The following is an 11872-nucleotide window of genomic DNA, read 5'->3' as shown; positions in this document are numbered from 1 at the left end:
AGTTGATGTAATGTTCACCCGTGGACGCATACGAGCTCTTCCAACTGGGCCGCGCACTGATGAAGCTGGGCGAACAGGCCATGCCGGGCACGGGCTTGGACCGCCTCGGCGGTCCGACCCGGGCGATCTTGTTCGACATCGCGGAGAATCCGCTGAGTTCGATCTCGGACATCACCGCGCGTGTGAAGCTCCCACAGAGCCAGGTGTCGGCGTGCGTGGCCCGGTTGCGCGAGCGCGGAACCGTCACGACCGAGACCGATCCCCAGGACCGGCGTCGCACGCTCGTACGCCTGTCCGACGATTCGCGGCGGCGCGCCGCGGAACGCCCGCCGGCACCGCTCGACCCTGTGCTGGCGAAGGTCCTGGGCGCGGACGACCCCGAACGCATCGAGCAGGTCAAGGCGGCACTGGAAGCGCTGGCAGACCTGCTCACCCCCCGGGAGTGACCGGCACGGACCCGCTGTGACTTGAGGAGGGCCCACCGCAGGCCCCGCGCTCCCGGCCGCGACGGGGAGGGCCACCGCAGTGGACCCTCCCTTTGTCGCATTTCTTCCGCGACCACCTGTTGACACCGCCGAGAGCGCCGGGTTAGCTGTGCACAGAGATTTAATCCATTCATTGGATTTAATGCCCGGGAGGCACCCCCATGACGCGTCTGACCCCGCAGCCGGAAGACCGGTTCAGCTTCGGCCTGTGGACGGTCGGCTGGCAGGCGCGCGACCCCTTCGGCGACGCCACCCGGGGACCGCTCGACCCCGTCGAGGCCGTTCACCGGCTCGCGGAGGCCGGAGCGTACGGCGTGACCTTCCACGACGACGACCTGATCCCCTTCGAGTCCGACGAACCCGCCCGCGACAAGGCGATCGCGGCGTTCCGCGCGGCGCTCGACCAGACCGGGCTGATCGTCCCGATGGCGACCACCAACCTCTTCACCCACCCGGTGTTCAAGGACGGCGCCTTCACCGCCAACGACCGCGGCATCCGCAGGTACGCACTGCGCAAGGTCATGCGCAACATCGACCTCGCCGCCGAACTCGGCGCCCGCACCTACGTGTTCTGGGGTGGCCGGGAGGGCTGCGAATCGGACGCCGCGAAGGACGTGCGCGTCGCGCTGGACCGCTACAAAGAGGCCGTCGACACCCTGTGCGCCTACGTCCGCGACCGCGGCTACGACCTGCGATTCGCCCTGGAGCCGAAGCCCAACGAGCCGCGCGGCGACATGTTCCTGCCCACGGTCGGGCACGGCCTCGCGTTCATCGAACGCCTCGAACACCCCGAGATGGTCGGCCTCAACCCCGAGGTCGGGCACGAGCAGATGGCGGGCCTCAACATGGTGCACGCAGCCGCGCAGGCGCTGTGGGCGGGCAAGTTGTTCCACATCGACCTCAACGGCCAGCACGGGCCGAAGTACGACCAGGACCTCGTCTTCGGGCACGGCGACCTCAAAAGCGCGTTCTTCCTGGTCGACCTGCTCGAACACGGCGGCTACGACGGCCCCCGCCACTTCGACTACAAGCCGCTGCGCACCGAGGACGCCTCCGGCGTGTGGGCGTCGGCCGCCGCCAACATGCGCACGTATCTGCTGCTGCGCGAGCGGGCCCGCGCGTTCCGCGCCGACCCCGAGGTCCGCGAGGCGATGACGGCGGCCGGCGTCGACGACCTCGCGGTGCCGACACTCGCGCCCGGCGAGTCGTACGCCGACCTCGCCGGCGACGACTTCGACCTCGACGCGGCGGCCGAACGCGGCTACGGCTACGAGCGGTTGGACCAGCTCGCCGTCGAACACATCCTGGGCGCGCGCTGACATGGCAGGTCCTGGGGGCCGTCTCGTCGCCGGCGTCGACTCGTCCACGCAGGCGTGCAAGGTCGTCGTCTGCGACGCGGAGACCGGGGCGGTCGTGCGCCACGGCCGCGCCCCGCACCCGGACGGCACAGAAGTGCACCCCGAGGCGTGGTGGGAGGCGCTGCGCCGGGCGGCGGACGACGCCGGCGGCCTCCACGACGTCGCCGCCATCGGCATCGCCGCACAGCAGCACGGCCTGGTCTGTCTCGACGAGGACGGCAGCGTCCTGCGCGACGCACTGCTGTGGAACGACACGCGCTCGGCCGGGGCCGCGACCGACCTGATCGCCGAACTCGGCGGCGCGACCGCGTGGGCCGAGGCGGTCGGGTCCGTCCCGGTCGCCTCGTTCACGGTGTCGAAGCTTCGCTGGGTCGCCGAGCACGAGCCGGACGTCGCCGCCCGCGTGGCGGCCGTGTGCCTGCCGCACGACTATCTCACGTGGCGGCTCACCGGCGGCGGCATCACGGACCTGGCCACCGACCGGGGCGACGCATCAGGCACGGGCTACTGGTCACCCGCCGAGAACGCCTACCGCACCGACCTTCTGAGCCTGGCCTTCGGCCGAACTCCCGTGGTGCCGCGCGTCGTCGGCCCGTCGGAGACCGTCGGCACGGCACCGGGCGGAGCACTCGTCTCGGCCGGCACCGGCGACAACATGGCCGCCGCCCTGGGCCTCGGCGCCGCGCCCGGGGACATCGTCGTGTCACTCGGCACCTCCGGCACCGCGTACGCGAACTCCCCCGCCGCCACCGCCGACCCGTCCGGCCTGGTCGCCGGATTCGCCGACGCGACCGGGAACTTCCTACCGCTGGCCTGCACACTCAACGCCGCCCGCGTCCTCGACGCCGCGGCGCGCATGCTCGGCGTCGACCACGAGCGCCTCGCCGAACTGGCACTGTCCGCACCCCCTGGCTCCGACGGCCTCGTCGTGGTCCCCTACCTCGACGGCGAACGCACCCCCAACCTGCCGCACGCCACAGGCGCCGTCCACGGCCTGACCGGCCGTACCGCGACCCCCGCACACCTTGCCCGCGCGTCCGTCGAGGGCATGCTGTGCGGGCTCGCCGACGCCCTCGACGCCCTCTTCTCCGCCGGCGTCACCGGTGACCGCGTCATCCTGACCGGCGGCGCGGCCCGCTCCCCCGCCGTCGCGGACATCGCCCCCGCGTTGTTCGAACTCCCCGTGGCCCTCCCCGAACCCGCCGAGTACGTCGCCATCGGCGCGGCCCGCCAGGCCTGCTGGGCACTCGCCGGGAGTCCTCACCCGCCCGCGTGGCCCGTCCCCCACGACACCCGGCCCGCACAGCGCTCCGACGCCGCGGTCCGCGACCGCTACGCCACCGCCCGCGACCACTTCATCGACCGCGACGACAGATTCGACACGTGACACCAGCGATCTGCGTACTGCAACTTGCGACAACCCATTGCCCCCACAACCGTCTTCCCGCACTGTAGTTACGCTGGACCTGCACACCCCAAGAACGCGAGCCGGCGGCCCAAACCGCCCCTCGCCCGGGCCCGCCCTTCAGGCACGAGGGCGGGCCCGAACTTTTCCCACGGCGACCGCGGCGACCCCGGAACGCCTGGCCGGGGCCGCGGGCATGACGCAGTCTGCTGTGGCGCGATTCGAGGCCGGGGGGACGGTCCCGACGATTCCCGTGCTCGAACGGCTCGCCCGGGCCCTGGATGTCGAGCTCGTGGTGCGGTTTGCGACCCGGAGCTCTGCGGCCTGAGCGGTGTCAGGCCCCGGCGGGCTTGAGTGTGGTGAAGCGGAACTGGTGGTCGCCTGCCCGGGTGGTGGTGATGCCGGTGAAGCCTGCGGCTTCGAGGCGATCCGGAAGGGTGTCGGGGTCGACGGGGACGAACGTGTCGTCGGTGTGGCCGTCGCGGATCAGGTCGGTGTCGAGGGAGTCGACACCGAGGAGTGCCGCGCCGGGGCGGAGGGCGGTGTGGAGGCGGACGAACAGGCGGTCCTGGTTAGTACGGTCGGCAGCCATGACCGTCTCCGCACGAACGGCCGACTCCGTGCCCTCCGCGGCCGATTCGCGGTGGGTGTCGCTGCGGGGCAGGCCCGGGGTGACCGCCGGGACTTATCCGTACGAGGGCACCGTCTCGGTCACCTCGTGGCACCGCCACGACCTGCACCAGCTCGAATACGCCTTCGAGGGGATCGTCGAGGTCGAGACATCGGTGGCCCGCTACCGCCTGCCGTCCCGTCAGGCCGTGTGGATCCCCGCAGGTCTCGCGCACAAGAGCACCTTCGACCGGGCGAAGACGGTGTCGGTCTTCTTCGATCCGGCCGTGGTCCACGACACCGGCGGTCGCGCCCGGGTGCTGCCGGTCGAACCGGTGCTGCGCGAGATGGTCGTGTACGCCGCGCGGTGGCCGATCGGCCGTCCGGGCAGTGACGCGGTGGCCGACGCGTACTTCGAGGCGCTGGCCCATCTGGTCCTCGAATGGCTCCACCGGGAGAAGCCCTTCCATCTCCCGACCACCACCGATCCGCTGATCGCGGCGGTCATGCGGTACACCGACGGGCACTTGGGTTCGGTGACGGCCGACGAGGTGTGCCGCGCGGTGGCGGTCTCCGAGCGGACGCTGCGCCGTCGGTTCCGCGCCGCGACCGGTATGACGTGGCGTCAATACCTGCTGCACAGCAGGCTGTTGCATGCGATGACACTGTTGGCTCGGCAGGACGACACGGTCCTCGGCGTCGCGACCGCCGTCGGGTTCGACAGTGCGAGCGCGTTCAGCCGCGCTTTCCAGGCCTATTCGGGGCAGACCCCCACCGCGTTCCGTCGGGAGCGGTGACGGCTATCCGTCGGCGGCTTGTGCGCGCATGGCCCGGTAGGTGTCGACGTCGGCGGCGGAGGTCACCACCACGTCGCCCTCCGCACTGGCCGGGTCCAGGAGCGCCGGCGCCGCGTCGAGCGTCGGCGCGCAGCCGAGGGCGTACAGGGCGAGGGCTGCCGCGCCGAGGGCGGAGCCTTCCGCGCCGGAGGTGAAGACCGTGGGCCGGTCGACCGTCGCCGCCACGACGGAGCGCCACAGCGGCGAGCGGAACGCGCCGCCGGTGACGCGCACGGCCGTGACGGGGTGGACGCGTTCGAGGTCGTCGACGATGGCCGCCAGGCGCAGCGCGACGGCTTCGACGGCCGCGCGGACGAAGTGGCCCCGGGTGTGGCGGTGGGACAACCCGAGGTAGGCGCCGCGCAAGTCCGGGTCCCACAAAGGCGCGCGCTCGGGGAGCAGGTACGGGCGCATGACCAGGCCGTCGCTGCCGGGCGGGACGGCGGCGGCGAGTTCGAGGAGCGCCGTGTCGCGGTGGGGGCCGGCCGGGATGTCGGAGGCGAAGACGTCCCCGGCCCACCGCACGACCGCTCCGCCGTTGCTGATCGCGCCGCCGATCACCCACGCCGAGTCGGTCAGGGCGTAGCTGAACAGCCTGCCCTCGGGGTCTGCGTAGGGCTCGGGGACCACCGCGCGGACCGCGCCGCTCGTGCCCAGCGAGAGCCCGGCCATGCCGGGGGCGGTCGCGGCCGTGCCGAGGTTGCCGAGCGGGCCGTCGGCGGCACCCGTGACGACGGGTGTGCCGACGGCGAGTCCGGTGTCCCACGCCGTGGTCGGGGATATCTCCAGCGCGGCGGTGGTGGGCAGGATGCGCGGGAGTCGGTCGGGGCCGACACCGGTCAGGCGCAGCGCCTCAGGGTTCCAGTCGCGTGCGGCCATGTCGAGCATGCCGGTGCCGGACGCGGAGGACAGTTCGGTGACCAGGGTTCCGGTCAGCCGCCACAGCGCGTAGTCCTTGAGCCCGACCCACCAGCGGGCGCGCGCCCACAGGTCGGGGTCGTGTTCGCGGAACCACAGCAGCTTGGCCAGCGGGGTCATCGGGTGGACGGGCGTACCCGAGACACGGTGCAGTTCGGCGGCTTGTCCAGACGTGTGCAGTTTTCGCGCCTGGTCGGCGGCTCGGCCGTCCGCCCAGGTCAGCAAGGGGGTGAGCGGTCTCATGTCGGCGTCGAGGGCGATCAGGCCGTGCATGGCGGTGCTGACGGAGACGGCCAGAACGCGCGCGTCGGCGCACGCGTACACGCACTGCGCGATGGACTTGGTGATCGCTGCCGCTATGCGTGCCGTGTCCTGAACCGGGCCGGGGTCGATCTCGCACACCGCGAGGTGTCGCCAGGGCGCGTCCACGCCGAAGGCGACGGCCTTGACGGCGGTGGTCCCGACGTCCAGGCCGATGACGACTTCCTTGGCCCTGCCCCGGGCCGTCGCGGGGGTGCCGGTCCGCGGCGGGATGCCCGGGTGCGTCACGGCGCCAGTTCCCGGGCCCGGGACGCGACGGCGTCGACGAGTTCGGCGTCGCGGGCGAGCGCGGTTTCGAGGGCGCCCAGCGCGGCGGCTGCGGCGTCGGGCAGCGGGCCCGCGGCGTCGGGCGCCCCGGCGTCGCGCACGGGAACGCCGATGCCGCGCAGGTGCAGCAGCCACGCGGCGACGATGCGGATCGCGCCTTCGGGCAGGGCACCCTGCTTGCGTTCCGCGCGCAGTGTGGGCAGGACGCGGACGGGCAGTTTCTGGCTGCCGTCTTCGGCGATCTTGGCGAGGGTATGGCGCATGCGGGGATTGGTGAACCGCTCCGTGAGCGCGGCGCAGTAGTCGAGCAACTCCTGCGCCGGCAAAGTCAGTTGATTGGACGCCTCGGACCACCACTGGTCCAGCCACATGCGGCACACCGGGTCGGTGACGGCCTCGGCGACGGTCGCGTGGCCGCGCAGGGGGCCGGCGTAGGCGAGCAGCGAGTGGCCGCCGTTGAGCAGCCACAACTTGCGTTCCTCGTAGGGCGTGGCGTCGGCGACGAAGCGGGCGCCGGCGTCTTCCCAGTGCGGGCGCCCGGCGGGGAACTCCCCGCTCAGCACCCACTCGGAGAAGGGTTCGGTGACCACGGGGGCGGCGTCGGCCCATCCGGTGGCGGCGCGCACGACGGCGGCGTCGTCGTCCGTGGGATAGGGCGTGATCCGGTCGACCATGGTGGTGACGTAGGACGCGTGTCCGGCCGCCGCGCGAAGCGTCTCGGAGCCGACGGCGTCGGCGAGTTCGCGGACTACGCGGGCGGTCGCTGCGCCGTTGCCGGGGAGGTTGTCGCAGGACACGATCGCAACGGGTCCGCCACCGGCGCGCCTGCGGGCGGCCAGGCCCGCGAGGATGCGGGCGGGGGCGGCGCCGACGGGGGCCTCGGGGTCGGCGCGCAGTGCGGCGATGTCGGCGCGGAGTGCGGGACGGTCGAGGTCGAGGGCGCCGGTCGCGCCGCGGCCGTATCCGGCTTCGGTGACCGTGAGGGTGACCACGGCCAGTTCCGGCCGTCGCCAGTAGTCGAGCCAGGCGGCGTGGTCGCCGCCGGGGTGGGTCGCGGTGAGCGAGCCGATCACCTCGAAGCGGTCGGCGTCGGCGGCGCGCGTGACGAGGTGGTAGAGGCCGTCTTGTGCGGTCAGGCGCGCGGCGGTGGCCGTGCTGCTGCCGCTGAACGCGGCGATGCCCCAGCGGTCGGCGTCCCGCGCGTGGGCGGTGTACCAGGCCTGGTGGGCGCGGAAGAAGCCGCCGAGGCCGAGGTGCAGCAGGCGTACGGGAGCGGCCGGGTGCCCGGCGGCCGCACGGGTGAGGGGGCGGTGCGCGGTGCTCAAAACCGGAATGCCTTCCGCGGGTTGACGGTGACCAACTGCGTGGCCGTCTCCAGGGCTTCGTCCTCGTCCAGGCGGTGTTCGGCGACGAGTTCGGCGAGGAATCCGCAGTCGAGCCGCCGGGACATGTCGTGCCGGGCGGGGATCGAGCAGAAGGCGCGGGTGTCGTCGACGAAGCCGGACGTACGCGAGAAGCCGACGGTTTCGGTCACCGCGCGGCGGAACCGGCGGATCGCGTCGGGGGCGTCGAGGAACCACCAGGGCGCGCCGGCGTACACCGAGGGATAGAACCCGGCGAGCGGCGCGATCTCGCGGGAGAACACGGTCTCGTCGAGGGTGAACAGCACGATCTGGAAGCCCTCGGCCGTGCCGAAGCGTTCGAGGAGGGGGCGCAGGGCGTCGGTGAACTCGACGCGCAGCGGGATGTCGTGGCCGGTGTCGGGGCCGTACTGCTCCAGGGTCGGCGTGTGGTGGTTGCGGCGCACGGCAGGGTGCAGCGTCATCACGAGGCCGTCCTCGCACGACATGCGGGCCATCTCGAAGAGCATGTGGCGCCGGAACGCGGTGGTCTCGGCGGCGGTGGCGGTGCCGTCGAGCGCGGCGCGGTAGATGTCCGCGGCCTCCTTGCGCGACAGCGGCTCGGTGCCCGCGTCGGCGTGGCTGTGGTCGGTGGAGGTCGCGCCGTGCTCGACGAAGACGCGCCGCCGGGCCTCCAGCGCGCGCAGGTAGCCGTCGTAGTCGGACGTGTCGGTGTCGGCCGCCTCGGCGAGGCGCGCGATCGACGCCGGCCAGTCCTCGCGGGCCGGTTCGAGGTAGCGGTCGGGCCGGAAGGTGGGGATGACCCGCGCGGTCCAGTCGGGGTCGTCCGCGAGCGCGCGGTGGGCGGCGAGGTCGGCGCAGGGGTCGTCGGTGGTGGCCAGCACCTCGATGCCGAAGCGGCGGAACAGCGCGCGGGGCCGGTACGCCGGGTCGGCCAGCCGCGCGGCGACCTGGTCGTAGATCGCGTCCGCGGTGTCGGGCCCGGGCCGCTCGGTCACGCCGAAGATGTCCGAAAGCTCCGATTCCAGCCAGTAACGCACGGGCGTACCGCGGAAGACCGGCCAGTGTTCGCACAGTGCCGACCAGGCGAGCCGGGCCTCGGCCTCGGGGAGCGGTCCGCGTCCGACACCGAGACGGTCGAGCGGGACGCCGTTGGCGTGCAGCAGCCGGGTGACGTAGTGGTCAGGCGAGATCAGGAGGCTCGCGGGGTCGCCGAACGGCGCGTCGTCGACCAGCAGTTGCGCGTCGACGTGGCCGTGCGGCGACAGGATGGGCAGATCGCGCACGGCGTCGTAGAGGCGGCGGGCGAGAGCCCGCACCCCGGGGTCGACGGGCAAAAGGCGATCCGGGTGAAGGGGCGGCATGAGTCGCATGGTCGTCGTCGGAGACTCCGGGCGGCAACCGGTTGCCGTCTGTTGCCGGGGCTACTTGCACCACATCGCGCGCCGTGGTCGGCTGGCCGCCATGAGGAGCCGGAGGCGGCGCCGGGATGCATGAAACCGGCGCTGACCGGCGGCTTGTCCATCTCGGCGCAGCACCCCAGGGAGGATCGCGGTGACGGCACAGATTGGAGGGGCGGGCACCGTCCTGGCCGAGGAACAGGTGCGGGACTTCGTCGCGCGGCAGTTGGCCGGGCCGGAATTCGACGGCCGAAGCGTGTGCCTCGTCGTCCCCGACGGCACGCGCAGTTGCCCCCTGCCGTTGCTTCTGTCGGCGGTACACGAAGCGCTGTACGGGCGGGTCACCCGGCTGACCGTGCTGATCGCGCTGGGCACCCACGCGCCGATGGGCGAGGCCGAACTCGCCGTGCACGCACCGCCGCTGCCGGGCATGACCGTGCTCAACCACGCGTGGTGGGAGCCTTCGGAGTTCGCGTCGGTGGGCACGATCAGCGCCGACCGCGTGGGCGAGTTGAGCGGCGGCCTGCTGCGGCAGGACGTGGACGTACGCCTCAACCGGGCCGTCGTGGAACACGACATCGCCCTGGTCATCGGGCCCGTCTTCCCGCACGAGGTCGTCGGGTTCTCCGGCGGCAACAAGTACTTCTTCCCGGGCGTCGCGGGCGCGGAGATCATCGACCTGTCGCACTGGCTCGGCGCGCTGATCACCAGTGCCGAGATCATCGGCACGCGCGGCATCACCCCGGTGCGCGCGCTGATCAACGAGGCAGCGTCGCTGATCCCGAGCCGCAGGCTGGCGCTGTGCGTCGTGGTGGAGTCCGGCTCGGGGCGGCTGCACGCGATGTCCTACGGCCCACCGGAGGACGCCTGGTCGGCGGCGGCCGACGTGTCCGCCGAGGTGCACGTGCGCTATCTCGACCGGCCGGTGAAGCGGGTGCTGTCGGTGATCCCGACGAAGTACGAGGACATCTGGACCGCCGCGAAGGGCTTCTACAAGCTCGAACCCGTGGTCGCCGACGGCGGCGAGGTCATCCTGTACGCGCCGCACGTGCGCACCATCTCGGAGATGCACCCCGAGATCGAACAGATCGGCTACCACTGCCGCGACTACTTCACCGCCCAGTGGGACCGCTTCAAGGACCTGCACTGGGGAGTGCTGGCCCACTCGACACACCTGCGCGGCGCGGGGGCGTACGACGAGGTGAACGGCGAGCGCTGCCGCGTGAACGTGACCCTGGCGACGGCGATTCCGGAAGACGTCGTCCGCGGCGCAAACCTCGGCTACCTGAACCCGGCCGACGTCGACCTCGCTGCCTGTGAAGCCGACCCGGACACACTGGTCGTGCCGCAGGCGGGCGAAGTCCTGCACAGATTGCGCGGGTCGACGGCATGACCTCGGCCTGGATCGACTGCTCGGCAGGTGTCGCCGGCGACATGCTCCTCGCCGCGCTTGTCGACGCGGGCGCCGCGCTGCCGGCCGTGCGCGACGCCGTCGAGGCCGTGGTTCCCGGCGAGGTCGTGCTGTCGTGCGAACAAGTCCGACGGGCCGGTCTCCGGGCCACGCACATCACCGTCACGCCGGCTCGCGAGAGCCACCCCCATCGCGCGTGGCACGACGTACGAGACCTGCTGACGCACGCGGAACTGCCGCGGCCCGTACGCGATAACGCCATCGCCGTGTTCGCCCGGCTCGCCGAGGCCGAGGCCCGCGTGCACGGCACCACTGTCGACGAAGTCCACTTCCACGAAGTAGGCGCGTGGGACTCCGTCGCCGACATCGTCGGAACCTGCGCGGCACTGCACGACCTCGCGGTCACCGACCTCACCGCAGGACCCATCGCCCTCGGCTCCGGTCGCGTGCACACCGCCCACGGCGAACTGCCGGTGCCCGCCCCGGCAGTTGCCGAACTCGCCGCCGGTTGGCAGGTCTTCGCCGGAGGCAGCGGCGAACTGGCCACCCCCACAGGGCTCGCGGCCGTCACCACCCTCGCGCGCACATGCACCGACCTTCCCCCGATACGCCTGCACACCACCGGAGTCGGCGCAGGCACCCGAGACACCCCTGGCCGCCCGAACGTGGTACGCGTCCTCATCGGCACGCCCGAAGTCTCGCCGGACGAGGTCTTCCTCCTCGAATCCAACATCGACGACCTCGACCCCCGTGCCTGGCCGAGCGTCTTGTCATCCCTCCTGGACTCCGGCGCCCACGACGCCTGGCTCGTCCCCATCCTCATGAAGAAGGGCCGCCCGGCACACACTCTGTGCGTGCTCTCCCCCGCCGACCGAGTCGACGCCCTCCGCGACGCCGTCTTCCACCTCACCAGCACCCTCGGTGTACGGGAACTCCCCTTGCGGCGAACCACATTGTCCCGAGGCTGGGCCCACGTGACCGTCCACGGCGCCCGCATTCCCATCAAGATCGGCCACCGCAACGGCACCATCGTCCAGGCAACCCCCGAATTCACCCCCGCCGCCGAACTCGCCGCAGCCCTGAACCTCCCGGTGAGAACAATCCTCACCACCGCAACAACCGCCGCCCACAACACCGGCCTCACCCCGGGCGCGTCATTGGGCTCTCTCGGCATCACACTCAGCACCTAATGGGACTCATCGGGTCGTGAGTGAGACTCGATGGGTGGCCGCCGGCATGTGAGCACTGCCAGCACCGGAGCCGTTCGAGCTCTGCTGTCAGACCGTACCCCTGCCGGTTGGCCGGGAGGCCGGACTGCTGATGGGATGGCGTGCCCGCCGGGCTGATCGGGCGTGAGCACTGGATCCATTGGGGCGCGAGCTGCGTCTCCCGTGGGCCACGCGCACGATGTACATCGAGAGGTTGGAGACATGGGTGCTGTTCGTCGGGGACGACTGGGCCGAAGACCATCACGATGTCGAGGTCCAGGACGAGGCGGGCC

The 11872-nt window shown here is 72.1% G+C and carries 11 protein-coding genes; 7 read left to right on the top strand and 4 right to left on the bottom strand.

The window, feature by feature from the left end; all coding sequences use genetic code 11:
- Positions 1 to 20: 20 nt before the first annotated feature.
- From ACRX5W_RS31660 to ACRX5W_RS31645, 4 genes are all read left to right on the top strand, one after another.
- A complete protein-coding gene (locus ACRX5W_RS31660) occupies positions 21 to 446 on the top strand; it encodes a MarR family winged helix-turn-helix transcriptional regulator (RefSeq protein WP_436791838.1) in 426 nt (141 codons plus the stop codon).
- 200 nt (positions 447 to 646) lie between these two features.
- Positions 647 to 1804 carry a xylose isomerase gene (xylA, locus tag ACRX5W_RS31655; RefSeq protein WP_436791837.1) on the top strand — a complete coding sequence of 386 codons (1158 nt, stop codon included), beginning with the start codon at positions 647 to 649 and terminating at the stop codon, positions 1802 to 1804.
- Position 1805: 1 nt separating this feature from the next.
- Positions 1806 to 3230: a xylulokinase gene (xylB, locus tag ACRX5W_RS31650; RefSeq protein WP_436791836.1), complete on the top strand. Its 1425-nt coding sequence runs from the start codon at positions 1806 to 1808 to the stop codon at positions 3228 to 3230.
- Between the two features lie 37 nt (positions 3231 to 3267).
- On the top strand, positions 3268 to 3576 hold the full coding sequence (locus tag ACRX5W_RS31645) for a helix-turn-helix domain-containing protein (RefSeq protein WP_436791835.1): 309 nt from the start codon (positions 3268 to 3270) through the stop codon (positions 3574 to 3576).
- Positions 3577 to 3582: 6 nt separating this feature from the next.
- Here the strand turns inward: ACRX5W_RS31645 and ACRX5W_RS31640 are convergent, their stop codons facing one another.
- A complete protein-coding gene (locus ACRX5W_RS31640) occupies positions 3583 to 3840 on the bottom strand; it encodes a hypothetical protein (RefSeq protein WP_436791834.1) in 258 nt (85 codons plus the stop codon).
- On the opposite strand from ACRX5W_RS31640, the gene ACRX5W_RS31635 reads away from it, so the two are divergent.
- Positions 3839 to 4654: an AraC family transcriptional regulator gene (locus ACRX5W_RS31635; RefSeq protein ID WP_436791833.1), complete on the top strand. Its 816-nt coding sequence runs from the start codon at positions 3839 to 3841 to the stop codon at positions 4652 to 4654. The two genes, ACRX5W_RS31640 and ACRX5W_RS31635, sit on opposite strands and share 2 nt — an antisense overlap.
- A gap of 3 nt (positions 4655 to 4657) precedes the next feature.
- Here ACRX5W_RS31635 and ACRX5W_RS31630 read toward each other — a convergent pair whose 3' ends face one another.
- Genes ACRX5W_RS31630 through uxaC form a run of 3 tightly spaced genes read right to left on the bottom strand, consistent with a single transcriptional unit; the run spans position 4658 to position 8924 of the window.
- Positions 4658 to 6160, bottom strand: coding sequence for a gluconokinase (locus ACRX5W_RS31630; protein WP_436791832.1), 1503 nt, complete (start codon positions 6158 to 6160; stop codon positions 4658 to 4660).
- Positions 6157 to 7524: a mannitol dehydrogenase family protein gene (locus tag ACRX5W_RS31625; RefSeq protein ID WP_436791831.1), complete on the bottom strand. Its 1368-nt coding sequence runs from the start codon at positions 7522 to 7524 to the stop codon at positions 6157 to 6159. The genes ACRX5W_RS31630 and ACRX5W_RS31625 overlap by 4 nt, the downstream gene beginning before the upstream one ends.
- Entirely contained in the window at positions 7521 to 8924 is a 1404-nt protein-coding gene (uxaC, locus tag ACRX5W_RS31620; RefSeq protein WP_436791830.1) for a glucuronate isomerase, read from the bottom strand. Before uxaC ends, ACRX5W_RS31625 begins: the two co-directional genes overlap by 4 nt.
- 190 nt (positions 8925 to 9114) lie before the next feature.
- On the opposite strand from uxaC, the gene ACRX5W_RS31615 reads away from it, so the two are divergent.
- Entirely contained in the window at positions 9115 to 10353 is a 1239-nt protein-coding gene (locus ACRX5W_RS31615; RefSeq protein ID WP_436791829.1) for a lactate racemase domain-containing protein, read from the top strand.
- Positions 10350 to 11561 carry a nickel pincer cofactor biosynthesis protein LarC gene (gene larC / locus ACRX5W_RS31610; protein ID WP_436791828.1) on the top strand — a complete coding sequence of 404 codons (1212 nt, stop codon included), beginning with the start codon at positions 10350 to 10352 and terminating at the stop codon, positions 11559 to 11561. The genes ACRX5W_RS31615 and larC overlap by 4 nt, the downstream gene beginning before the upstream one ends.
- Positions 11562 to 11872 lie beyond the last annotated feature (311 nt).

This window comes from Yinghuangia sp. YIM S10712 (assembly GCF_051388935.1).
In the GTDB taxonomy this organism is placed as follows: domain Bacteria; phylum Actinomycetota; class Actinomycetes; order Streptomycetales; family Streptomycetaceae; genus Yinghuangia.
This window is presented reverse-complemented; position numbering and strand designations above follow the sequence as displayed.